Here is a 23,953-nt window from a genome sequence, read left to right as displayed (position 1 = left end):
CTCCGGAGGTTTTAAGCAGGTGCAACCTGCTCAGACCCGGAGGGGCCGAATTTTTTTTAGTTTTCACACCTGTGGATAACCCTGTGGAATTAACTCACACAACCGGTCGTCGCCTGTAGAAACTCGGGGCCAGCCTGTAGAAACGTGTCATTTCCCCGAGGCGCGCTTGCTCAAACGAATGACAAACTTCCACAACTCGCCCACAACTTACAAACGTGTAGTTCCCAATGTCTGAACCGTTTTCACAAAGTTATCCACAGTTTCCACAACGGTTAAGAAGATTAACAAGAATTCTTTAACCTTGATCCAGCCGACAACCTTGACTCCCACGGCCCAAGCACCACGACGGTAACGAACCAGCCCATGAACACAGCTAGCATTGAGGCCCACCCACCCGCCCGTCGAACGCAAGGAATGTTTCGTGAGATTTCAGGCCAATCGGGATGTCTTCAGCGAAGCAGTTTCCTTCGCGGTCAAACTTCTGCCCCAACGCACGACACTGCCGATCCTCAGCGGCGTGCTCATCGAAGCCACCGATACCGGCTTGATCCTCTCATCGTTCGATTACGAGGTTTCTGCACAGACGGAGATCCTCGCCGAGGTCGAAGAGACCGGCAAGGTTCTCGTCTCGGGACGTCTACTTGCCGAAATTGCCAGTCGCCTCCCCAACGCACCCGTTCGTTTCTCCACGGAGAATTCGCGAATTAAGGTCAGCTGCGGCTCGGCAAGCTTCACGCTGCTGTCCATGCCGGTTGAGGAATATCCCAGCATTCCTGTTGTAACAACCCAATCGGGGCTGGTGCCGGCTGAGGAATTCGCTGCGGCTGTAGCCCAGGTTGCTGTTGCGGCGTCGCGAGATGACGTCACTCCTGTTATCACCGGCGTGCAGCTTGAAGTGACCGAGAACAGCCTGAGCCTGGTCGCCACCGATCGGTACCGCGTTGCGGTTCGAGAAATTGACTGGGATCCGGGAAGTAATACCTCGGAATCTTCCCTCGGCACCATCACGGCCCTCGTGCCCGCTCGGACTCTGCAGGAAGTCGGCAAGACCTTCGGCCACAGTGGAACCATTTCGGTCTCCATCACCAACAGTGATGACCGCGAACTCATCGCGTTTACCGCGAACCAGAAGACCGTCACCTCCTTGCTCATTAAGGGCAATTTCCCCCCGGTTCGCCGCTTGTTCCCCGCCACCGTCGACAATTACGCGGTGATGAACACGGCCGACCTCATCGAGGCCACTCGGCGCGTGCAACTCGTATTGGAGCGTGAAGCCGCACTGCGTTTTACCTTCGCCACTGACGGGGTCACCCTAGAAGCTGTTGGCTCCGAGCAGGCGCAGGCCTCAGAAACCATCGATGCCATCCTCTCCGGCACTGAGACCGTGGTCTCGCTCAAGCCGCAATTTCTCCTGGACGGACTCAGCGCTGTTCACTCCGAATTCGTGCGTATCTCGTTCACGAAAACAGAGAATCCGAATAAGCCCGGGCCGGTGTTGATCACCAGCCAGACCTCGCGCGAGCAAGCCGGAGTGGATAGCTACAAGTACCTGCTTCAGCCGAACTTGCTGCTGCGCTAACGCCGGTGCGGGTTACCCACCTCTCACTAACCGACTTTCGAAACTATGCGAATGCCGAGGTTGGTTTTTTCCCGGGTCCGAACCTCATCGTCGGGCGCAATGGGCAGGGGAAAACCAACCTGGTCGAAGCCCTCGGCTTTCTCAGTACGCTTGGATCGCACCGAGTCTCCACGGACAAGGCCATGATTCGAGCTGGCCGGGACGCCGGCATAATTCGGGCCAAACTCCAATACAACGGCCGGGATATTCTGGCCGAGGTCCAGCTAAACCGCACCGGGCAAAACCGAGCACAGGTCAATCGGTCAGTCATTAAGACCCGTGATCTGCCCCGCTACTTCTCCAGCGTGGTCTTTGCACCGGAAGACCTAGCCCTCGTGCGGGGCGACCCATCGGGTCGCCGCAAGTTTCTCGACCAACTGTTGGTGCTTCGCAATCCTCGACTGGCTGCAGTGCTCAGCGATTACGATCGGGTGCTCAAGCAACGCAATACCCTACTCAAGTCGGCCCGGGCCTCTGGAGTGCGCGGCAACCAGCTCTCAACCCTCGAAATCTGGGATGAAAGGCTCGTCGAGTTCGGTTCGGAAATCATCGACGAACGTGCCAAACTCGTGCGGCAGCTCGGTGAACCGTTACGCTCGGCGTATCGAGCCGTCGTCAATGAAGACCATGGTCCGGCACTGATCGCAAGCTTAAGCATCCTCGGTGCCGATGAAGACGCCGATCTCGGCGCTGTCACCGCCAGCGCCGCTCAGTCGGCAGCGTCGGTGGAGTCGTCTACCAGTGAGATCTTTCGCGCGGCGCTGGTGGGACTGCGAAAGCGCGAGCTGGAACGGGGTATCACCCTGGCCGGACCGCACCGCGATGACCTGGTCTTCATGCTCAACGCCCTGCCAGCCAAGGGGTATGCCAGCCATGGGGAATCGTGGTCGTTCGCGCTGTCGTTGAAACTTGCATCCGCTTCGCTGTTGCGGCAAGAGTCCGCTAGTGGTGACCCGGTGTTGATTCTCGATGACGTTTTTGCCGAGCTGGATCTAGACCGTCGGGCCCGGTTGGCCGCGGCGATCGAGTCGTTCGAACAGGTTTTAATTACGGCCGCTGTACTCGAAGACGTTCCCGCAGCGCTCGTGGCGCACACCATTCACATTCATGCCGGAGTCGTCACCAATGGTTGACGAAAATGTTCCACGTGAAACCACCGAAGCCTACGATTCGGTGGAAGCCAGTACCAGTGAAGCAGCCAACGTCTACCTGCGCTTCAAAAGTCTTTTCGGCGATCCAAACGCTTGGCGTTCTCGCGGTCGTAAGCGAATTGCGCCGGTTGCTGGCTCGAGTGTCCCGTTCGGGATCGGACGCGACCCGCGCGGTCTCGGCGACACGATCAATTCCCTAACCCTTCAGTTGGGATGGAACTCACCGTTGGCCCAGTCCGAACTTCTCGCGACGTGGGCAGAGCTGGCAGGTGAGGAAACTGCCAATCATTCGACCCCGGTGGGCATCGATGAGGGTGTGCTCACGGTCCGCTGTGAATCTACGGCCTGGGCGACCCAGTTGCGGCTTATGCGCAATGTGATCATGGAACACATAGCGAATCGGTATCCGGATGCGGGTATTCAATCAATTCGATTCCAGGGGCCCAACGCGCCGTCCTGGAAAAAGGGCCCCAGATCAATTCCAGGGCGTGGTCCACGCGATACCTATGGGTAACCCGACATTTAAGGTCAACCCCTTGAACAAAACGCGTCAAACGGCGATTGTGGCCGGTGGGTCTCCCCCCGTTTGGTAGACTGAATGGTCGCCCGTGCGATGGTCAGGAGCCTAATTTCAGATGACAGTTGAACCGACGCCCGAACGCACGTCCCCAGATATATCTCCAGTCACGTCCCAGCAACAGGGGGAGCGGGAGCCGGAGCACGAATACGGTGCCGATGATATCCAGGTGCTTGAAGGTCTGGAAGCCGTTCGCAAGCGACCCGGAATGTACATCGGTTCCACGGGACCACGCGGCTTACACCACCTTGTGTATGAGATCGTCGACAATTCCGTTGACGAAGCCCTCGCGGGTCACTGCGACACCATCGATATTCGAATCCTGCCCGACGGTGCGATCCGGGTCGAAGACAACGGCCGCGGAATTCCGGTCGACATCCACAAGGCAGAGGGACGCTCGACCGTTGAGGTCGTACTCACCGTGCTACACGCCGGCGGCAAGTTCGGCGGCGGCGGCTATTCCGTCTCCGGTGGTCTGCACGGCGTGGGAAGTTCCGTCGTCAATGCCTTGTCGAGTCGCCTCGAGGTCGAGGTACGCCGGCAGGGATTTATCTGGCGTCAGAGCTTCGCGAACGGGGTTCCAAACGCTCCCCTGGAACAGGGCGAAGCCAACGACGAAACCGGCACGACCATCACGTTCTGGCCGAGTGCTGAAACCTTCGAGACGATCGAGTTCGACTACGAAACCCTACGCGCGCGTTTTCAGCAGATGGGTTTTCTCAATAAGGGCCTGCGCCTCACCCTCACTGACGAGCGTGTAGACCATCAGACCGACGATGGCACAGCCATTAGCAACACCTTCAAGTATGACCGGGGACTCGTCGACTACGTCGAATACCTCAACCGTGCCAAGAAGGCCGACCTGGTCAACGATGAGATCATCTCGTTCGAGTGGGAAGACCACGAACGCAAGATGGCGCTCGAAGTGGCCATGCAGTGGACCACTGCCTACACCGAGAGCGTGCACACCTACGCGAATACGATCAACACTCACGAGGGTGGGACGCACGAAGAAGGTTTCCGCGCCGCACTGACCACGCTGGTGAATAAGTATGCCCGTGAGAAAGGCATCCTGAAAGAGAAGGATGACAACCTCACCGGCGACGATGTGCGTGAAGGTTTGACGGCGGTCGTATCGATCAAGCTCGCCGAACCACAGTTTGAAGGCCAGACCAAGACCAAGCTTGGCAACACCGAGGCGAAATCGTTCGTGCAGAAAGTTGCCAACGACCAGCTCACTGACTGGTTCAATCGCAACCCGAACCCGGCCCGCGAAATCATTCGCAAGTCCCTGCAGGCATCAAACGCTCGAATGGCAGCCCGTAAGGCCCGCGAAACCGCGCGCCGCAAGGGATTGCTCGAGGGTGGCGGCATGCCGGGCAAGCTCAAGGACTGCCAGAGCAAGGACCCGTCGCTCTCCGAAATTTTCATCGTGGAGGGCGACTCGGCCGGCGGTTCGGCCGTGCAGGGGCGTAACCCCGAATTCCAGGCCATCCTGCCCCTGCGCGGCAAGATCCTCAATGTGGAGAAGGCTCGTCTTGACCGTGCCCTCGGTAATGCTGAGGTTCAAGCGATGATCACGGCCTTCGGCGCCGGCATGGGGGAAGAATTCAACCCCGATAAAGTGCGCTACCACAAGATCGTCTTGATGGCCGACGCCGACGTTGACGGACAGCACATCACGACACTGCTGCTGACCCTGCTGTTCCGCTACATGCGCCCACTGATCGACCTGGGCTACGTGTATTTGGCTCAACCGCCGTTGTACCGTCTCAAATGGAGCAACTCTGCGCACCAGTACGTGTACTCGGACGTGGAGCGTGACGCGCTCCTGGCCGACGGAGCAGCGTCCGGAAAGCGGATCCCGAAAGATAACGGCATCCAGCGTTACAAGGGCCTTGGTGAGATGGACTACAAGGAGCTGTGGGAAACCACCATGTCTCCCGAGTCCCGCACTCTGCTGCAGGTCACCCTGGATGACGCGGCATCCGCCGACGAGATCTTCTCCACCCTGATGGGTGAAGACGTCGAATCACGACGCAACTTCATCCAGAAAAACGCGAAGGACGTGCGGTTCCTTGACATCTGACGACACCACGGGCAATTCCGATTCGATTAGCCCCGAAGAGACAGCTGCAACCGCGGCCGCTGCGGCAGCCCACCTCGTGCAGCACGGCAAGATCGATCAGGTCGACCTTCAGCTGGAAATGCAGCGTTCCTACCTCGATTATGCGATGAGCGTCATCGTCGGGCGCGCTTTGCCCGACGTGCGTGACGGTATGAAACCAGTGCACCGGCGCGTGATATACGCCATGTTCGACGGCGGCTACCGCCCGGACAAGGCCTTCTCCAAGTGCGCCCGCGTCGTCGGAGACGTCATGGGACAGTTCCATCCCCACGGTGACTCGTCGATTTACGACGCGCTGGTGCGTCTCGTTCAGCCGTGGAGCCTGCGGTATCCGCTCGCCCTCGGCCAGGGAAACTTTGGTTCCCCCGGCAACGACGGCGCCGCTGCCCCGCGATATACCGAGACCAAGATGGCCCCGCTGGCCATGGAAATGGTTCGTGATATCGACGAAGACACCGTCGATTTTCAAGACAACTACGACGGTCGTACCCTCGAGCCGACCGTGCTGCCGGCTCGCTTTCCAAACTTGCTGGTCAACGGCTCGGTCGGTATCGCCGTCGGCATGGCCACCAACATTCCGCCGCACAACCTGCGCGAGGTCGCCGCCGGTGCCCAGTGGTATCTCGAGAACCCCGACGCTACCCGTGATGAGCTGCTCGAAGCGCTCATTTCACGCATCAAGGGACCTGACTTCCCCACCGGCGCCCAGATTTTGGGTGTCAAGGGTATTCAGGACGCCTATCGCACCGGGCGAGGCTCGATCACCATGCGGGCGGTCGTGAGTATCGAAGAATTGCAGGGCCGCACCTGCCTCGTCATCACCGAACTGCCGTACCAGGTGAACCCCGACAACCTCGCCATCAAGATCGCGGACCTGGTCAAGGACGCCAAGGTCACCGGCATTGCAGACATCCGCGATGAGACCAGTGGTCGCACCGGCCAGCGCCTGGTTATTGTGCTCAAGCGCGATGCCGTCGCCAAGGTCGTGCTGAACAACCTCTACAAGCACACGCAGCTACAGGAGAACTTTGGTGCGAATATGCTCGCCATCGTCGACGGCGTGCCGCGTACGCTCGCCCTCGATGGGTTCATCTCGGCCTGGGTCGCTCACCAGGTTGAGGTCATCGTTCGGCGCACCCAGTTTCGCCTGAACAAGGCCGAAGCGGATGCCCACATTCTGCGCGGCTATCTCAAGGCGCTGGACGCCCTGGATGAGGTCATCGCACTCATCCGTCGCTCGAACACGGTCGACGACGCCCGCGAAGGCCTGATGGCCCTGCTCGACGTCGACAAGCTGCAGGCAGACGCGATCCTCACCATGCAGCTGCGTCGCCTCGCTGCCCTCGAGCGCCAGAAGATCATCGATCAGGCTGCCGAACTCGAACTGCAGATCGCGGAATTCAAGTCGATTTTGGCCAGCCCCGCGCGTCAGCGAACGATCATCAGTGAAGAACTCGCGGAGATCACCGCGAAGTTCGGCGACGACCGCCGCACCGAGATCATGTTCGGTTTCGACGGCGACATGTCGGTCGAAGACCTCATCCCCGAAGAGGAAATGGTGGTCACCGTCACGCGCGGCGGCTACATCAAGCGCACCCGCAGCGACAACTACCGCAACCAACACCGCGGCGGCAAGGGAGTCAAGGGTGCCCAGCTGCGCGCAGACGACGTGGTCGAACACTTCTTCGTCACCACGACACACCATTGGCTGTTGTTCTTCACCAACACCGGGCGCGTGTACCGGGCCAAGGCCTACGAAGCCCAGGAATCGGGCCGCGACGCTAAAGGCCAGCACGTCGCCAATCTGCTCGCGCTCCAGCCGGGGGAGGAAATCGCTCAGATCCTCGATATTCGCGACTACGGGGTGGCCCAGTATCTGACCCTCGCTACCCGCGACGGATTGATCAAGAAGACCCCGCTCAGTGAGTACGACACCAACCGCACCGGCGGCATCATCGCCATCAAGCTGCGTGAGGGCGACGAGCTCGTATCCGCCCTGCTGGTTGAAGATGACTCCGACCTGCTGTTGGTATCTCGTAAGGGCATGTCTATTCGCTTTACCGCGACCGATGAAGCGTTGCGCCCGATGGGGCGGAGCACGTCCGGTGTGATCGGAATGCATTTCCGCGGCGAGGACAACCTGCTGGACGCATCCGTTATCAACGACGACGGCTACGTCTTTGTGGTGACAGAGGGTGGTTACGCCAAGCGCACCGCCGCTGACCAATACCGTCTGCAAAATCGCGGCGGCCTGGGGATTAAAGTGGCAAAGCTCAACGACGACCGTGGTGACCTGGTCGGTTCGTTGATTGTGAACCCCGAGGATGAGGTCCTTGTGGTTCTTGCCAGTGGCAAGGTGGTACGCTCTGACGTCGCTGAGGTTCCGGCCAAGGGTCGGGACACGATGGGCGTTGTCTTTGCAAAGTTCGCGGATGAAGACCGAATCATTTCCATCGCGAAAAACATCGAACGTAATCTGGTCGCCACCGATGAAGACAGTGTGACGGATGCCGACGTACCGGCTGGTGCCATCGACACCACCGCTGCGGGCGCGGCTGTTCCAAACGCGGATCCAGGGAAAGTAGAGACACCGAATGAGTAGCGTTGCCGAAAAACTCGCCAAGAAGTCCACTCGCAAAACCGCGAGTAAGCAGGTTCGTCTCAAGTTGGTCTACGTCGACTTCTGGTCGAGCGTAAAACTGTCATTCCTGGTGGCGGTCTGCCTCGCTATCGTGACGATAGTGGCGACGTTCCTCACCTACACAGTGCTTGTGCAGACTACGGTACTGACCACGGTCGACGAGCTATACGCGACCGTAGCGGGTGAATCGGCCGACCTGGCCGCTATCCTCTCGATCGGCAATGTCATGGGCTTTGCGGTCGTTGTGGCCGTGCTGAACGTGGTCGTGATCACCGCCCTAGGCGCCATCTACGCCGTGCTGTACAACCTGAGCGTCAAAATTACCGGCGGCTTGCTCGTCGGCTTCACTAATAACTAATCAGCCCTCTGCCCGATTGAGGGCTGTTTTTATCCCAAAGAAACAGCCCTCGCAAGCCAAATTCACGTTTTTTCTCCGTGCGGACGGTGACTCGATTTCAGGTTCCGGTCAGTTTCCGGTAGTCTTCAATCTGCCCAAGAGGGGGATATAGCTCAGTTGGTTAGAGCGCTTCACTGATAATGAAGAGGTCCCAGGTTCAAATCCCGGTATCCCCACTTTGCGAAGTTTGTACTGATGAAGCGCAGCTTCATCAGCGCTAGCGTCGCAGAAACGCTGACGCGGTTCTCACAGCTCCAGCGCGCGGGGCCATAGCTCAATTGGTAGAGCGCCTGCTTTGCAAGCAGGAGGTCCGGGGTTCGATTCCCCGTGGCTCCACAGTTCAGGATCACGGCCCGTCTTCGGACGGGCCTTTCGTGTATCCGTGTGGAGTCGGTGTGCGGCGGTACCGTTCGCCAACGGTGCGCATCCATTGCTCAGGCCGTAGTAGGTGCGTGGTGGCCGGCGCAGTGCTTAACGCAGCAGAGCCCGCATCCGATGGATGCGGGCTCTGCTCGAGCTGGTGGGCGTTTGCCCTAGTCTTCCTGCGCCGTGGCCGGCTCGACCTCATCGTCGGTGACCCATAGCTCGTCGTCGGCGCGAAAAGTCTGCCAGACGGCGTACGCGACGCCTACGGCGGCGACGACGGCCAGGCCGAGGGCGAAGTACGTTCCAGCACCGGGGCCCTTCGGTTCGGCCACAACGGGCTTTTGAAAGCGGATGCGGCCGATCGCTGCCCGAACGCGGGCGTCGCGCGCGATGTCCCCGACGGACATGACCGTTCCAATAGCCGTTCCGATACCGGGTAGGACTTCGTTGACCACGCGGCGTCGCACACCGTCGGCAGCATCGTGGGTGGCGTTCACGCTCGGGCGAACGTAGTGGTCGTAACCCTCGCGAACGCGCGGACCTACTTCTTCGCGTGCGAGGACGCTGGCCTGATGACCGGCTTGGCGAGCGAGAACATTGGCTCGCTCCAGAACCTCTTGTTGGTGGCTCCATAGTTCGTCTGCGCTTTTGCGCAGCCGAGTGAGTTCCTTGCGGCGCTTGCGTGACAGGCTCATCTGGACCCTCCATCGATGTCGTGTGGCGAATGTGTATCTATCTTGCCACTGAGTGCCCATCTTGCCACTCAATCTCCGTGTTGCCAGCGAATGCACTGGGAGCGCGTGGCGGTAGTCAGATTCGGCGGAGATTGCTGTGCAAGAATCGGTGTATGTCTAAGCACACCGCTGTCGCCACCCTGAACACCACCCTCGGACCGATCAAGGTCAACCTATTCGGCAATCATGCGCCGAAGACGGTCAAGAATTTCGTCGGCCTTGCGACCGGCGATATTGAGTGGAAGCACCCCGCAACGGGCGTTGCCTCCTCTACGCCGCTCTACGACGGCACGATTTTTCACCGCATTATCAAAGACTTCATGATTCAGGCCGGCGACCCGCTCGGCCAGGGCACCGGTGGCCCGGGTTACCAGTTCGACGACGAAATCAGCCCCGACCTCGACTTCACCCAGCCCTATGTGCTTGCCATGGCAAACGCTGGAATCCAGGGTGGCCACGGCACGAATGGCTCGCAGTTCTTCATCACCGTCGTTCCGACCACCTGGCTGCAGGGTAAGCACACCATCTTTGGTGCCGTCGAAGACGAAGACAGTCGCGCAATCGTTGCCAAGCTCGCGACCGTCGCCACGGATGGCCGCGATCGTCCCCTCGAAGACGTTTCCATTCAGAGTGTCTCTGTCGAGTCCGTCTAACCAGTACCCCTCAACAGAGAATGACTGATCTGCCGGTCTCGGCGGCGAATTTTTGTTACCGCCATCCGGGGCGGCAGAGCTTCATTCTGTGTCAGCGTTGCGGTCGCACCATTTGCGCCGAGTGCCAAACCCAGGCCGCTGTCGGGGTCATCTGCCCCGAGTGCATGAAAATGCAGCGCAAGAACGCTCCCCGTACCAAGCCGGCCGTACTCACCAGATTGACCGGTAGCGGCCAGCCGACGGTGACCTATGCGCTTATCGCGCTCACCGTATTCGTGTTCGTCCTGCAATGGATCCCGGGCCTCGGGATCACCCAGCGATTCGCATACGTACCAGCTTTCACGATTATCGAGCCGTGGCGCATGCTGACCAGTGTCTTTCTGCATTCGCAGGGTGGACTGCCGTTTCACGTGCTGCTGAACATGTACGCGCTCTGGATATTCGGTCCGATGCTGGAAGGAATGCTTGGTCGCGCACGCTTTCTGGCACTGTATCTGATCAGCGGGTTCGCGGGTTCGGTCGGCGTTCTGGTTCTGGCGCCGTTCACCTCCGTCGTTGGGGCGTCAGGGGCACTGTTCGGACTCATGGGCGCGTTCCTGATTATTCAACGAGGTCTGGGCGGAAACTCGAAGCAACTGCTGGTGCTCCTCGGTATCAACGTTGTCGTGAGCTTTATACCCGGGATTGCATGGCAAGCGCACCTCGGCGGCATCGTCGGGGGCGCACTGATTGGGTTCGTGCTCATGCGCACCCGACGACCCAACCAAAAGGGTTTGCAGATCGTTCTGATCGCGGCGGTTGCTGTCGTCTTTGTGGCTATTGCCGTAGTCAGAATCTTGAGTCTGCTCGCACCGGTGGGATAGTCAGCGGCAGGCTACTTCGCCATTCGCATCTCGAGTTATCCACAGGTTTATCCACATGGGGATAATTACACCGGTGTCATTACCCTCAATACAGCGCCCCGGTAACCGGGAGATGAGCGTTCGATGAACGGGCTGAGACCGGTGATCGGTCGAGTGAAAAGTTAGCGCCACCGGGTGGTCATGAGAAAGCCGATGAAGGCAATTCCGAAGCCGACGAGAATGTTCATGGCACCGAGCCCCGCGATGGGAAGCTGGCTGCCACTGACATAGAACACGATGATCCAGGCCAGACCGAGCAGCATGAAGCCGAACATGACCGGCTTGAACCAGACGGCATTGGGCGCGTCATCGTTTGAGCGGGCGACTTCGGTGCGGGCGGGCCGGGTGCGGGGATTCTTACGTGCCATTCTGCGATCCTAGCGTCTTCGCCTGTTTCAGTTGATCGGGCGCGGGGTCCTGCTGCCAATCAGGTCGGTAGACTCACAGTATGTGCCCTCAAGCAGACGATCCCATCATGATCGTCAGCAAGCGCCCGCGACGGGTGAAATCGGGCAGGATCAGCGCGGTCGGCGTGCTGGGTGAACTTCTCATGACCTCGGCCGCCCTCGTGTTGCTCTTTCTAGGCTGGCAGCTCTGGTGGAATGACATGCTCATGGCCAACTCGCAATCCTCAGCTGCACGTCAGATCAGCCAGGATTGGATCGATTCAAGTACGTCACCGCTGGAACTTGTTCCGAGCGTCGACCCGGCTGAGCCGAGCGCCGAACCGATCGCAGTCGGCTACGGAGCGCCGATTGTGGCTGCCGTTCCGGCGAATGCCACAGCTTTCGCGGTGCTCTACGTTCCTCGTTTCGGCGCCGACTATCGCCGCACCATTGCCGAGGGCACCGGACATGACGTCTTGAACAGCAACCGTTTGGGCATTGGACACTATGAAGGCACGGAAATGCCGGGGGCGGTCGGTAACTTCGCCGTAGCCGCCCACCGCAGCGCGTTTGGCGGCGGTATGCATCTGATCAACGAACTTCAGCTTGGGGATGCCATTTACGTTCAGACTGCCGACGGCTACTACACCTACCGGTATCGCGATACCGAGTACGTCGCGCCCTCACAGGTACAGGTGCTGGCATCCGTTCCAAACAATCCCGATGCAACCGCAGTGGACCGCATCATCACCCTGACCAGTTGCAACCCGCTCTATTCCACCGCGGAACGCATCATCGCTTACGGCGTGCTCGAATCGTGGCAGCCGCTCTCGGCCGGCGCTCCCGTCGAACTTGCACCGATCATCGCAGCACAGGGCTAGGAGGCTCCATGTACGCAGCACTGTGGCGTGTTCTTCCCGGACCAATCTGGGTGCGCGTTATTCTTGTACTGATCCTGCTGCTCGCCGTGCTCGCCGTGCTCGCCACCTGGGTGTACCCGTGGATTGACAGCATCATTAACAATCAGGAAGCGACGGTGGGTGGCTCATGACCCGTATTCTCGTGATCGATAACTACGACAGTTTTGTCTATACGCTCAACGGCTACCTGATGGAGCTCGGCGCGGATACCGAGGTCGTGCGCAACGATTCCTTCGAAAACGCGGATGCCGTCTCCCGCATCGCCGACTTCGACGGCGTTTTGATCTCGCCGGGTCCCGGTAAGCCATCAGATGCCGGTGTGTCTATTGCCGTGGTCGAGGCGGCCTTGGCCACCGACCTTCCCTTGTTCGGCGTATGCCTGGGCCATCAGGCCATCGCGGAGGCGTTTGGGGCTACGGTGACCAATGCCGAAGAACTCATGCACGGCAAAACGTCACTCATTACGCACGATGGCAGCGACTTCTACGACGGAGTACCGCAGCCATTCACGGCCACTCGGTACCACTCACTCGCCGTCGTGGCGTCGACCGTTCCAAGTGACCTCGTTGTGACGTCGCGCACGCAGGGCGGCGTCATTATGGGGCTGCGGCACGCATCCGCTCCCATTTTGGGCGTGCAATTTCACCCGGAGTCGGTGCTCACCGAGGGCGGGTACCTCATGCTCGGCAACTGGCTGGCCCTGGCTGGCCTGGATGGTGCACAGGAGACCGCCAAGACCCTGCATCCGTTGTTACGCCTTACCTGAATCCACTCCGCGTGCTTTGGCCAAAGCCCGGACAGCAAAGAGGGCGAGGCCTGCGTGGTGCCGGCGACGGGCCAATCTGCTGGGCCCACCTTACGACCGCCGGCCCAGTCTGTAAACTGGGCCGGCGGACGGGGCCCGGGCCCCGTCCGCCGGACGCTAGGAGCCGGCGCAGTAGGTCAGGGTGATCTCGGAACGCTGGGGGATGTCGCCAGGCGCCAACGACTGGGCCTTGATCGGAGAACCGGACTCCTGGGCGCAGGTGTAATCCGGTTCAGAGAGCGGCGTGAGACTTTCATTGCTGACGAGGTCGATCGCGGCTACGAGGGACTGGCCGGTCAGGTCCCCGATGGTGACGAGCCCGCTCGATACGGTGTAGTTGACGGTGACGCCGGCAAACTCCGATGCTGCCGCGGCCGGATCGGTGCGCAGGACGACGTCGGCCGCCATCGTGGGCGAGTTCTCGGCGGTGACCGATCCCGAAACGAAACCGAGGCCTTCGATCGCGGCCTGGGCATCCGCAATGGGTTGGTTGGTGACGTCGGGAACCACAACGGGCACCGGGCCGGTGGAGACGAAGACCTTGATCACGTCAGAGGGGTTGACGATGGTGTCGGCCGGAGGGTCGGTGCGAATAACCTGGTCTGCGGGCACTGTGGTACTCGATTCCTCGGCGCGGGTGGCCGCGAGGTCCAGGTCGAGGAGCGCGTTTTGGGCCTCATCGTAACTCTGGCCGGTGAGTGAGGGCACCTGGCGGGAGCTGTCGGGCAGTTCCACCGACGGTTGCAGGTTCGCGACCCAGATCATGACCGCGACGACGATGACGACGACGCAGACTATTCCAGCCCAGACCCAGATCACGGGAGGGCGTCGCTGTGTGCGCACCATCGTCGTATCTTCGGAGAGCTGCTTGAGCGCCAGGGCCGAACCGGTGACGGCGGTGGGCGCGGCGCCGAAGAGTCCTGCGCCGACCTCTTCGCCGGAATGATGGATGGGAATCTGGCCGGATCCGGCGGTCTCGACATCACCCCGGAACTCCACGGCGCTCTGGTATCGCGCGAATCGGTCCTTGGCCAGGGCGCGCAGCACGACCGAGTCGAGGGCGGGCGATACCCGGGGGTTGAGCGCCGACGGCTTGACCGGCATCTCACTGACGTGTTGGTAAGCAACGGCCACGGGCGTGTCACCGCGAAACGGCGGTCGACCGGTGAGCATTTCGAACAGCACCACACCGGTCGAATACAGGTCGGTGCGCGCATCGACGGATTCACCCTTGGCCTGCTCGGGGGAGAAGTAGGCAGCCGTGCCGAGAATTGCCGTGGTCTGGGCGACCGTGGTGGCCGAGTCGGAGATAGCACGGGCGATGCCGAAGTCCATCACCTTCACCTGGCCGGACTTGGTGATCATGATATTGCCGGGCTTGATGTCGCGGTGTACGACTCCCGCCCGGTGGGAGTATTCGAGTGCGGTCAGAACCCCGTCGATGATGCGCACAGCCTCTGCGGCTTCGATCGGGCCTTCATGAATGATGTCCTTGAGCAGCCGTCCGTCAACGTGTTCCATGACGATGAACGGAATCTGCGAGTCGTGGCCAGACTCGTCGGTGACGGTCTCTTCGCCGGCATCGAAAACGCGCACAATCGTCGGGTGCGCCATGCGTGCGGCGGCTTGCGCTTCCTGGCGGAAACGGGTGCGAAACGCAGGGTCGGCCGCGAGGGTCGACTTGAGCAGCTTGATGGCTACCGTGCGACCGAGCCGGGAATCGGTGCCGATGTGCACATCGGACATGCCACCACGGCCCAGCAGGGCCCCGACACGATAGCGACCGGCGATTAAACGACCAGAGTCAGCCACGTACGCACTCCCCCACAATCAGACCGTATTCGGGTTGGACACAGTGACGCCCACTTTACCGCACGGACTTGGGAAGTTACTCTCCGAGCGCAGTGTCGCCAGTGACGAGCACTTCGGCGGCCGGGGAGAATTCAGAACTGATCTGACCGCAAAAATATCGAAACTTTACCGTGAAATTTTCTGTACCGGCGGTGATCGTAGCCGTAGTTGTTTGCGCGTTGGTCGGATTTGCCGAGGTGATGACGGCGGCACCGCCCTCCGTGACAACCTCATAACCCGCCAGGGTCTGGCCGGTCGGGCAGGTCTGGGCGTTCCAGTTCACAGTGACAGTCCCTGCCGGAGCGGCCGGTGACGGTGTCGCGGTCGGAGGTGCTGTTGGCGTGCTCGGCATCGCAACCGGCGCGTAGGTGGTGAGGGTGATCGTTGAACCGGCCGGAACGGGGCCCCTGGGGTTGACCAGATACACCCGGTCAACCGTCTCAGCGGTCGCAGCCGCATTGCCGGGTTCGACGTCAGCAACAAATCCCATCTCCACGAGCAAAGCTGCGGCTTCGGCGCTGGGCTTTCCGATGAAGTCGTCGGGATTGACCGACGTATTGGTCGGTGTTGGTGTCGGCGTTGTGGTCGGTGTCGGTGTCGGTGTTGGCGACGGTGAGGGTGTAGTCGACGGCGTCGCCGACGTCTCGGCAGGAACCGGCGTCTCGTTGTTCTGGTTGAACAGGGCGATGAGCGTGCCGGTGAGTACGATCACGAGCAGCGCGACGAGAGCGATGAGTGGCCAGGTCCACTTGCTGCGCTTTTTCTTTTCGGCATCTGCTGCAGCAGCAGCGGATGCGCGGGTGACCGGAGCACCGCTGGCGGGAAGAATGGTCGTGGCCTGGTCAGAGCCGGTACCAGGCATGAGCATGGTGGCACTGGTGGCCGTGAGACCGCCCAAAATCGAGGGCACGGCCACTGCAGCCGCGGCCACGTCACCACGACGCAGAGCGGATGCCGCGCGTGCCAGGTGGGCAGCCGACGCCGGCCGGTCGGCCGGGTTCTTGGCCAGGCAGGCGAAGACCAGGTTGCGCACCGGTTCGGAGACGGTTACCGGCAGGTCGGGCGCGATCTCATTGATCTGCGCCATAGCGATGGCGACCTGCGACTCACCCGTGAACGGACGTCGTCCGGCGAGGGACTCGTACGCGACGATGCCGATCGAGTAGATGTCGGTGGTCGGCGAGGCCGGGTGGCCGCTGGCCTGCTCGGGTGAGAGGTACTGTACGGTACCCATGACCTGGCCGGTCGCGGTGAGGGGCACCTGGTCGGCGATGCGGGCGATGCCGAAGTCGGTGATTTTCACTCGACCCTCTGGCGTGATGAGCAGGTTGCCTGGCTTGATGTCGCGGTGCACGAGGCCCGCGGCGTGGGCGGCGTGCAGTGCGGCCGAGGTCTGCGCGACAATGTCGAGCACCTTGTCGGTCGGTAAGACGTGTTCGCGTTCGAGAATGGTGGACAAGGCTTCGCCGGGAACGAGTTCCATGACGAGGAAGGCGCTGCCGTCTTCTTCGCCGTAGTCAAAGACATTCGCGATGCCCTCGTGGTTGACGAGCGCGGCGTGGCGGGCTTCGGCACGGAAGCGCTCAAGAAAGCCCGGGTCGCCGAGGTACTCGTCTTTCAAAATCTTGATGGCGACGCTTCGTCCGATGACAAGGTCGGTGGACTTCCACACCTCGCCCATGCCGCCGATCGCAATGCGCGACTGCAGCTCGTATCGTCCCCCGAAGGTGAGGCCTGCTGTGGGTCTCATTTGTTAAGCACCGCCTCTAGTACTTTCTTTGCGACAGGTGCGGCAAGTTTGTTGCCGAACCCGGTTTGTCCTTCTCCCCCACCGTTCTCTACGAGAACGGTGATGGCGTATTGCGGGTCGTTCGCCGGTGCGAAACCGGTGAACCACAGTGTGAACGGATCTGTTGACCCGTTTTGCGCCGTGCCTGTTTTTCCCGCCACGTCAACCCCGTCTATTCTTGCATTGCTTGCCGCACCATCCTGAACGCCGTTGATCATCATCGCGGTGATCGTCGCGGCGGTTTCTTCGCTCATTACGCGCCCAAGTTCGACCGGTTCGAAGGTTTGGATGGCACTGAGGTTGGGCGCGAGAATTTCCTGCACCAGGTTGGGCGCCATCACGACCCCGCCATTGGCGATGGCACCACTGACCATGGCCATTTGCAGCGGCGTCGCCTGAACGTTGAATTGACCGAACGCCGACTGCGCCGTCTGTGGAGCGTCGAGTCCGCGCGGGTAGACGCTCTCGGAGACGTTCATCGGAATGCTGTAGTTACTGTTGAAACCGAATTTCTCCGCCGTCTCACGAATGGCCGTGTCGCCCAGCTCGACGCCGAGTTCAGCGAACGGGATGTTGCAGGAGAGTCGTAGAGCGGTGGCGAGGGTAACCGTCTCGCCAGCGCCGCAGGGTGCTCCGCTGGAGTTCTCGATCTCACTCGTCGTGCCGGGCGCCGTATAGACGGAAGGATTCGGAAAGGTGCTCTCTGGGGTGTACTCGCCCGATTCGAGCGCGGCCGTGGTGACGACGAGCTTGAAAATCGATCCGGGAGGGTTGAGCGAATTGATCGCCCGGTTGATCAGCGGGTCGTTCGGGTCGGCCAGGAGGGCGTCGTAACTTGCAGTGACCTCGGCGTTGTTGTGCACCGTGAGCAGATTCGGGTTGAAACCTGGTTTGGAGACCATCGCCAGGATGCGGCCGGTGGCGGGCTCTGTAACGACGACGGATCCGGTGTAGTCGCCGAGGGCATCCCAGGCGGCCTGCTGGGCGATTGGATCGATGGTCACCTCGACGGCGGCACCCTTCGGGTCCTGGCCGGTGACGAGGGCGCTGATCTTGTCGAAGAATTGGGAGTTTGACGTGCCGGTGAGTTCGGCATTGAGGGCGAACTCGAGCCCGGTCGGTTCGCCGTTAATGGGGATGTATCCGGTGATCGGCGCGTAGAGCTCGGGATTGGTATACGTGCGCAGAAATTTAAAATCGTCGTCGGCCGGCATCGACTGCGCGATCGGCTCGCCGTTGACGAGGATGGCACCGCGTTCGACCTGGTAGCTGTCGTAGAGCGTGCGAGTGTTGCGCGGGTCGGCCGACAGGTTGTCGGCCTGGAAGGCCTGCACGATCGAGGTGGAGCCGAGCAGGGTGACGAACATCAGCATTACAACGATGCTGACGCGCTTGAGTTCGCGGTTCACTTAGACCACCAGCCGGGGTTGATTGCGTACGGTGTCGGAGAGCCGCAGCAACAGGGCCGCGATGATCCAGTTAGCTACGAGCGATGAACCGCCGGCGGCCAGGAACGGGGTGGTCAGGCCGGTGAGGGGAATGACCCGGGTGACACCGCCGATGACGATGAAGCACTGCAGGGCCACGACAAAGGCGAGGCCGACAGCGAGCAGTTTGCCGAAGTCATCCTGCCCGGCGAAGCCGATGCGGAACCCGCGGGCCACGAAAAGAAGGTAGAGGGCGAGGATAGCGAAGATTCCGGCGAGCCCAAGCTCCTCGCCGAGGCTCGCGATGATGTAGTCACTCTGCGGCACCGGGGTGATCTCCGGACGTCCCTGGCCCCACCCGGTGCCGAGCAGTCCGCCCTTGGCGAGGCCGAACAGCCCCTGTACGAGCTGGAAGCTGCCGCCTTTGGCGTCGTAGACAGCCGGGTTGAGGGCGTCGAGCCAGTTGGTGAAGCGTCCGTTGACGTAGTTGAGGGTCTGGCTGGCGATGACGGCGCCACCGAGGAAGAGGCTCATGCCCATGATGACCCAGCTGAGGCGGCCGGTGGCCAGGTAAAGCATGACCAGGAACAGACCGAAGTAGAGCAGGGCGGTGCCGAGGTCGCGCTGAAAGATGATGACTGACATCGACAGGGCCCAGACGACGAGAATCGGACCGAGATCCCGAAAGCGGGGAAAACGGGCGCCGAGAAACTTTTTGCCGACCATGGAAAGACTGTCGCGGTTGCGCACCAAGTAGCCAGCAAAGAACACGGCTAGGGCGATCTTGGCGATCTCACCCGGTTGGAAGGTGCCGAAACTACCAACACTGATCCAGACCCTGGCGCCGCTGATCTCTTTGCCCAGGCCCGGAACGAGCGGTAGAAAAAGCAAGAGCACACCGACGAGGCCGGCGATGTAGGTGTAGCGAAACAGGACGCGGTGGTTACGGATGACCAGCAGCACGATAATGGCGCAGAAGATGGCCAGGGCGCTCCACACCGTCTGGCGTACGGCGGCGCTCTCCCACCCGGAGTCGTTAACTGCGATGTCGATGCGGTAGATCATGGCGATGCCGATGCCGTTGAGCACGGTGGCAATCGGCAGAATAAACGGGTCGGCATCGCGGGCGACGAAGCGCAGCACGACGTGCAGGCTGATTACCAGAACGGACAGGCCAGCGCCGAGCAGCACGAGGGTCGGGTCGAGTTTGCCGAGCGCGCCCAACTGCACCAGCACGACCGCGCCGGCATTAATGAAGGAGGCGATCAGCAGCAGAAAAAGCTCGAGGTTGCGCAGCTTCTGCGGCAGGTGCAGGCGACGGACCGGCTCAGTCGTCGGCTGGGTCTGAAGAGCGGATGCCTTATTCAACGATTGCACCCTTCAATCGCTCGACGATAGCCAGCGCGTCGGTCAAAGAGCCTGCGTTGATGGTTTGCTCCACCTGCTGGCGGTCGTAGACGCGCAGGTCAGAGAGAATGAGGTCGGTATTTTCGTAGACGCTGGACAGTTTGATCGGGCCGATGTCCTGCTGCACGCCCTGATAAATAGCGACGTTGGAACCGTCAACGCCCACGAAGTAGCGGGTCTGGGTCCATTGGTAGCCGAGAACAGTGGTCGTGACGATGCTGAGCACCAGCAGAAACACACCGACCAGCCAGGTGACCTTGCGGCGCCGGGCACGGCGGGCATCCTCTTCGATCAGCTCGGAGAGGTAGTCCTGGGAATCGGGCTCGAAATGCGTTTCACGCACCGGATGCAGGCGGAGGGCCGGGATGCGCAGGGCCCGATTGCGGCTGGGCTCCTCCCCGAACGCGAGTGGATTCGCCGCGGAACCAACGATGACCGGGCTGTCGGTGCGCGCGACGCCTTCGCCGATGTCGACGATGACGACGGTCACATTGTCTGGAGCGCCGCCGTCGAGGCTTTCTTTAACGAGAAGATCGGCGACATCCTGCGCGTTCGCCCCGCTCGCCAGGGCTGAGGCCATGGCGTTGTGTGAGACGACGCCGGTGAGACCGTCGGAGCACAGCAGCCAACGGTCGCCGGCGATCGTGGCGAGGATGGACGTGTCGATCTCGGGGCTCGCCTCGACGTCGCCGAGAACGCGCATGAGCACGGAGCGGCGCGGATGCACCATGGCTTCAGCCTCGGTGATGCGGCCGCTGTCAACCAGACGCTGCACGAAGGTGTGGTCAATGGTGATCTGGGACAACTCATTATCGCGCAGCAGATAGATGCGCGAATCGCCGATGTGCGCGATCGCGACCTCGTTCTCGAGCACCACGATAGCGCTGACGGTGGTGCCCATGCCGGTGAGCTCGGCGTGCTCGAACACGGTCTCGGCCAGCTGGGCGTTGGCGCCGATGAGGGCGGCCTGCAGGGCGAATTCGGCGTCCTGGGCGCTCGCGTAGGGCTTGTCGGCCTCGATGATGCGCTTGGTCGCGATTGATGACGCGACGTCACCACCGGCGTGGCCTCCCATGCCGTCGGCGACCACAAACAGGGAGTGTCCGGCGTAACCGGAGTCCTGGTTGTTGGAGCGAACTCTGCCGACGTGGGACGTGGCTGCGCTGTGACTTACCGTCGCCATGACTTACCGCCGAAGCTCGAAGCTGGTGGCGCCGATCTTCACGGTGGCGTTCAGGGGAACTTTAGTCGGCACGGTGACGCGGGAACCGGCCAGGAAGGTGCCATTGGTGGAGTCGAGGTCTTGCAGCATCCACTCATCGTTCCAGAGCATGAGGCGAGCGTGGTGCGTGGAGGTGTAGTCATCGCGGATGACCAGGCTGGAGTCGCTCGAACGGCCGATGGTGATGGTGTCGGTGCCCAGCGGAAACTCGGTACCGGCTTTCGGGCCGCTCGTGATGACCAGACGGGTGGTGTTCTGGCTCGTAGCCAGTCCAGCGTCGGCGGTCGGACTGGCGCGCGCTACCGGTGCAGTGAAGGCCTCGGCGGAGGCGACGGGGACTGCGGCGGAGAGCGCGGATGCCGCGGGCACGACATCCGTTTTCATCTTGCGCACGCGCTGCCCAAACAGGTCGCTGCGCAGGGCGTAGACGATGCCGAAGATGAACATCCAGAGCAGGAGGAGGAAGCCGATTCGCAGCACCAGCAGGGTTAGTTCGCTGACGTTCATGAGTTCGGCCCCCAGAATCCGCCCATGTCGTGGCGTTCGGTGGCCGGGTCGACCGCTGGTGCGGCGCGCGGGTACTCGCGGGAGTCTGGCGAGGCCTGGGCGAGTACGCGGAACACGATGCGCGTGCGGCCGATCGTGACGATCGAGTCGGGCTCGAGAATGGCCTGCTTGACGGGAGCGCCGTTGAGCTGGGAACCATTGGTGGAGCCGAGGTCACGCACTTGGGCACGGGCGCCGTCCCAGAGAATTTCGACGTGACGGCGCGAGGTGCCGGTGTCGTCGACGGTGATGTCGGCGTCAGAGCCGCGCCCAATCACGGTGCGGGCCTTGACCAGCGGGTGCCTGGTGCCATTGATATCGAGCACTGGCGTCCAGGCGACGGTGCTCTTGACCGAGCTGGAGTCGATCTGCACCATGCCCTCGCTGAGGCCGCGGTCGTCTTGCAGGGTGATCGTGATGCCGCCGGTGAACTGGTAGCGCTGTTCGGCGCCGTGTTTTTGCACGAGGGCGGTGAGCTCGTCGATGAGGGTGACGCCGAGCGCGCTCATGCGGGAATAGTCGGCGTGGGACATGCGCACGGTGAAGCGATTGGGCGCAAGGATGCGATCCCGCGAGACTACAGCGGCCTTGGTGTCGAGCTCACGACGCAGCGCAGAGGTGATTTCCACCGGCTGCAAGCCCGATCGAAAGGTCTTGGCGAACGCTCCGTTGACGGCGCGTTCCAAGCCCTTTTCAAAATTGTCCAGTATGCCCACAGGTCTCCCGATCCGGTCCGTTTGGCTATGAGCATGTTACTTGTCTCGGGTGACAACCCACTTTGATGGCGCAAACGGCACGAACAGCCATACTACCTGCGGAGGGTCCCTGACCGAATTCCGCTCCCATTATGGGCATTCCATGGGACTTTTTTTCGGCGGATCGCGGCAAGCGGGTGCGGCGCCGCCGGGCCACGCTCCGGCATCCGTTGGTCACCGCGCGCGGTGGCGGTGACCGCGCCCGCTAAAGCTGGTGCGGCGACCGGCAGGTGCCGCGGCCACGCAGGAGTGGCGCCATTCGCACGCCCGACGCGCCGCCGAATGGCGCTGACCCCCCTCGCAGTGTTAGCATTCCTAAGTTCGCGCGAGTGGCGGAATTGGCAGACGCGCTGGCTTCAGGTGCCAGTGTTCGAAAGGACGTAGGGGTTCAAGTCCCCTCTCGCGCACTGTGGGTGTTTCAGGAAATTGAAGTTTCGTTTTCATGAAATCCAAGCGAACCGGCCGGTTGAGTAGAAATACTCGGCCGGCCTTCGGTTTTAACGGTGTTCGTTGTAATGGAATCGGTCAGGATCGTGGGCGACTGATCGCGCGTTTCTGCTCACCATCGCAGGTACCGGACACGAGTTTTCTGCCCATTGTGGGTATGGTTTCATCATGTACCGCATCAGAACTGTCAGCGCATTCGTCGGGCGTTGGTTCGCCGTTATTGTTTTGGCTGCGGGGGCGTTGGCGCTTGCTGTCCCCGACGCATTTTCGGGCCTGACCGTGGCGATTCCATGGTTGCTTTCCGTGATCATGCTGGGAATGGGTATGACGCTGCGCCCGGTTGACTTCGCGATTATTGCCAGGCGGCCGTGGGCGCTTCTGCTGGGCGTTGCGACCCAGTTTTTCGTGATGCCGCTGCTCGGTTTCGGGATTGCCGTCGCGCTGGGGCTTTCGCCCATGCTGACGGCCGGCATGATTTTGGTCGGTTCGGTGCCCGGAGGTACAGCGTCCAACGTGATGGTCTACCTCTCCAAGGGCGATACCGCGCTGTCTGTGGCGATGACGTCCGTCTCGACTGTGCTGGCGCCTGTGTTGACGCCGCTGCTCGTGCTGGTGCTCGTGGGAGAGTCCCTGCCCGTTAATGCTGGCGCTTTGTTTGTGTCGATTGTGCAGATCGTGCTGGTTCCGGTGGTGCTCGGGCTCGTGCTGCGCATGATCGTGCCGCGCTTGGTGGAGCGTTTTCTTGATGTATTGCCGTTGCTGTCAGTAGCTGGCATCACCGTCGTGGTCGTGGCCGTCATCGCCGCGAGTGCTTCCACGCTGTTGTCGATTGGCGTGCTCGTGGTCGTCGCCGTGATCCTGCACAACTCCCTCGGCCTGACGCTTGGGTATTACATCGGGCGCCTGTGCGGGCTTCCGGTCGCCAGTCGCCGAGCTCTCAGCTTTGAAGTGGGCATGCAGAACTCCGGCTTGGCCGCCGCCCTGGCCGTCGCGCACTTCAACCCGGTTGCCGCACTGCCAGCGGCGATTTTCTCGGTCTGGCACAACGTCTCGGGTTCGGTGCTTGCCAGCTATTGGGCGCGCAAGGGTCTACCTTCCGATGAGGTTTCCGAATCTTTGCCGGTTACCACCCGCGCCTGATCTGCCCGTCGAGAGCGCGTGTCGCTGCGCAATGTGACCTACCGCGTCATTGATCGACATCCCGGCGCGAGGGGCAAGTAGCCTTGCGGGG

General features: G+C 61.3%; 21 protein-coding genes and 3 tRNA genes. 15 read left to right on the top strand and 9 right to left on the bottom strand.

Features of this window, described 5'->3' with window-relative positions; all coding sequences use genetic code 11:
- The first annotated feature begins 421 nt into the window (after positions 1 to 421).
- From dnaN to E3T51_RS04320, 8 genes are all read left to right on the top strand, one after another.
- A complete protein-coding gene (dnaN, locus tag E3T51_RS04355) occupies positions 422 to 1,579 on the top strand; it encodes a DNA polymerase III subunit beta (protein WP_134527975.1) in 1,158 nt (385 codons plus the stop codon).
- A 5-nt stretch (positions 1,580 to 1,584) separates the two neighbouring features.
- Complete coding sequence (gene recF, locus E3T51_RS04350; RefSeq protein WP_134527972.1) at positions 1,585 to 2,751, top strand: DNA replication/repair protein RecF; 1,167 nt, start codon at positions 1,585 to 1,587, stop codon at positions 2,749 to 2,751.
- Positions 2,744 to 3,283 carry a DciA family protein gene (locus E3T51_RS04345; RefSeq protein ID WP_134527969.1) on the top strand — a complete coding sequence of 180 codons (540 nt, stop codon included), beginning with the start codon at positions 2,744 to 2,746 and terminating at the stop codon, positions 3,281 to 3,283. Before recF ends, E3T51_RS04345 begins: the two co-directional genes overlap by 8 nt.
- A 121-nt stretch (positions 3,284 to 3,404) precedes the next feature.
- Entirely contained in the window at positions 3,405 to 5,435 is a 2,031-nt protein-coding gene (gyrB, locus tag E3T51_RS04340; RefSeq protein WP_134527966.1) for a DNA topoisomerase (ATP-hydrolyzing) subunit B, read from the top strand.
- A gap of 25 nt (positions 5,436 to 5,460) precedes the next feature.
- Complete coding sequence (gyrA, locus tag E3T51_RS04335) at positions 5,461 to 8,076, top strand: DNA gyrase subunit A (RefSeq protein WP_420898407.1); 2,616 nt, start codon at positions 5,461 to 5,463, stop codon at positions 8,074 to 8,076.
- Positions 8,069 to 8,473: a DUF3566 domain-containing protein gene (locus E3T51_RS04330; RefSeq protein WP_134527960.1), complete on the top strand. Its 405-nt coding sequence runs from the start codon at positions 8,069 to 8,071 to the stop codon at positions 8,471 to 8,473. Before gyrA ends, E3T51_RS04330 begins: the two co-directional genes overlap by 8 nt.
- Positions 8,474 to 8,614: 141 nt before the next feature.
- Positions 8,615 to 8,688 (top strand) — tRNA-Ile (locus tag E3T51_RS04325).
- A gap of 87 nt (positions 8,689 to 8,775) precedes the next feature.
- Positions 8,776 to 8,848: transfer RNA gene (locus tag E3T51_RS04320), tRNA-Ala, on the top strand.
- A gap of 197 nt (positions 8,849 to 9,045) precedes the next feature.
- Here the strand turns inward: E3T51_RS04320 and E3T51_RS04315 are convergent.
- Positions 9,046 to 9,573: a hypothetical protein gene (locus E3T51_RS04315; RefSeq protein ID WP_134527957.1), complete on the bottom strand. Its 528-nt coding sequence runs from the start codon at positions 9,571 to 9,573 to the stop codon at positions 9,046 to 9,048.
- Positions 9,574 to 9,725: 152 nt separating this feature from the next.
- On the opposite strand from E3T51_RS04315, the gene E3T51_RS04310 reads away from it, so the two are divergent.
- Both E3T51_RS04310 and E3T51_RS04305 read left to right on the top strand, forming a co-directional pair.
- Positions 9,726 to 10,265, top strand: coding sequence for a peptidylprolyl isomerase (locus E3T51_RS04310; protein WP_104191793.1), 540 nt, complete (start codon positions 9,726 to 9,728; stop codon positions 10,263 to 10,265).
- Between the two features lie 20 nt (positions 10,266 to 10,285).
- Positions 10,286 to 11,128: a rhomboid family intramembrane serine protease gene (locus tag E3T51_RS04305; protein WP_134527954.1), complete on the top strand. Its 843-nt coding sequence runs from the start codon at positions 10,286 to 10,288 to the stop codon at positions 11,126 to 11,128.
- A gap of 161 nt (positions 11,129 to 11,289) precedes the next feature.
- Here the strand turns inward: E3T51_RS04305 and E3T51_RS04300 are convergent, their stop codons facing one another.
- Complete coding sequence (locus E3T51_RS04300; protein ID WP_104191795.1) at positions 11,290 to 11,535, bottom strand: cell division protein CrgA; 246 nt, start codon at positions 11,533 to 11,535, stop codon at positions 11,290 to 11,292.
- Between the two features lie 80 nt (positions 11,536 to 11,615).
- Here E3T51_RS04300 and E3T51_RS04295 point away from each other — a divergent pair, with 80 nt between their 5' ends.
- From E3T51_RS04295 to E3T51_RS04290, 3 genes are read left to right on the top strand one after another with little or no spacing between them, the layout of a single operon-like run.
- A complete protein-coding gene (locus tag E3T51_RS04295) occupies positions 11,616 to 12,434 on the top strand; it encodes a class E sortase (protein ID WP_241989172.1) in 819 nt (272 codons plus the stop codon).
- Positions 12,435 to 12,442: 8 nt separating this feature from the next.
- A complete protein-coding gene (locus E3T51_RS16685) occupies positions 12,443 to 12,604 on the top strand; it encodes a hypothetical protein (protein ID WP_166806383.1) in 162 nt (53 codons plus the stop codon).
- On the top strand, positions 12,601 to 13,239 hold the full coding sequence (locus tag E3T51_RS04290) for an anthranilate synthase component II (protein WP_134527948.1): 639 nt from the start codon (positions 12,601 to 12,603) through the stop codon (positions 13,237 to 13,239). The genes E3T51_RS16685 and E3T51_RS04290 overlap by 4 nt, the downstream gene beginning before the upstream one ends.
- A 156-nt stretch (positions 13,240 to 13,395) precedes the next feature.
- Here E3T51_RS04290 and pknB read toward each other — a convergent pair whose 3' ends face one another.
- The 7 genes from pknB to E3T51_RS04255 all read right to left on the bottom strand — a co-directional run bounded on the left by pknB (position 13,396) and on the right by E3T51_RS04255 (position 22,236).
- On the bottom strand, positions 13,396 to 15,090 hold the full coding sequence (gene pknB / locus E3T51_RS04285) for a Stk1 family PASTA domain-containing Ser/Thr kinase (protein WP_134527944.1): 1,695 nt from the start codon (positions 15,088 to 15,090) through the stop codon (positions 13,396 to 13,398).
- 76 nt (positions 15,091 to 15,166) lie between these two features.
- Complete coding sequence (locus E3T51_RS04280) at positions 15,167 to 16,879, bottom strand: protein kinase domain-containing protein (protein ID WP_134527940.1); 1,713 nt, start codon at positions 16,877 to 16,879, stop codon at positions 15,167 to 15,169.
- Positions 16,876 to 18,327 (bottom strand): peptidoglycan D,D-transpeptidase FtsI family protein, encoded by a 1,452-nt coding sequence (locus E3T51_RS04275; protein ID WP_134527937.1) that lies wholly within the window; start codon positions 18,325 to 18,327, stop codon positions 16,876 to 16,878. The genes E3T51_RS04280 and E3T51_RS04275 overlap by 4 nt, the downstream gene beginning before the upstream one ends.
- The gene (locus E3T51_RS04270; RefSeq protein ID WP_338145145.1) at positions 18,328 to 19,713 is read right to left on the bottom strand and encodes an FtsW/RodA/SpoVE family cell cycle protein; all 1,386 of its coding nucleotides are present in this window, start codon (positions 19,711 to 19,713) and stop codon (positions 18,328 to 18,330) included.
- A complete protein-coding gene (locus E3T51_RS04265) occupies positions 19,706 to 20,935 on the bottom strand; it encodes a PP2C family protein-serine/threonine phosphatase (RefSeq protein ID WP_134527935.1) in 1,230 nt (409 codons plus the stop codon). The genes E3T51_RS04270 and E3T51_RS04265 overlap by 8 nt, the downstream gene beginning before the upstream one ends.
- 3 nt (positions 20,936 to 20,938) lie before the next feature.
- Positions 20,939 to 21,481: an FHA domain-containing protein FhaB/FipA gene (locus tag E3T51_RS04260; RefSeq protein ID WP_134527932.1), complete on the bottom strand. Its 543-nt coding sequence runs from the start codon at positions 21,479 to 21,481 to the stop codon at positions 20,939 to 20,941.
- Complete coding sequence (locus E3T51_RS04255; protein ID WP_134527929.1) at positions 21,478 to 22,236, bottom strand: FhaA domain-containing protein; 759 nt, start codon at positions 22,234 to 22,236, stop codon at positions 21,478 to 21,480. The genes E3T51_RS04260 and E3T51_RS04255 overlap by 4 nt, the downstream gene beginning before the upstream one ends.
- Before the next feature lie 362 nt (positions 22,237 to 22,598).
- On the opposite strand from E3T51_RS04255, the gene E3T51_RS04250 reads away from it, so the two are divergent.
- Both E3T51_RS04250 and E3T51_RS04245 read left to right on the top strand, forming a co-directional pair.
- Positions 22,599 to 22,682, top strand: a tRNA-Leu gene (locus E3T51_RS04250).
- A 208-nt stretch (positions 22,683 to 22,890) separates the two neighbouring features.
- Positions 22,891 to 23,862 carry a bile acid:sodium symporter family protein gene (locus tag E3T51_RS04245; RefSeq protein ID WP_134527926.1) on the top strand — a complete coding sequence of 324 codons (972 nt, stop codon included), beginning with the start codon at positions 22,891 to 22,893 and terminating at the stop codon, positions 23,860 to 23,862.
- The last annotated feature ends 91 nt before the right edge of the window (positions 23,863 to 23,953 follow it).

The organism is Cryobacterium serini (assembly GCF_004404025.1).
In the GTDB taxonomy this organism is placed as follows: domain Bacteria; phylum Actinomycetota; class Actinomycetes; order Actinomycetales; family Microbacteriaceae; genus Cryobacterium; species Cryobacterium serini.
This window is presented reverse-complemented; position numbering and strand designations above follow the sequence as displayed.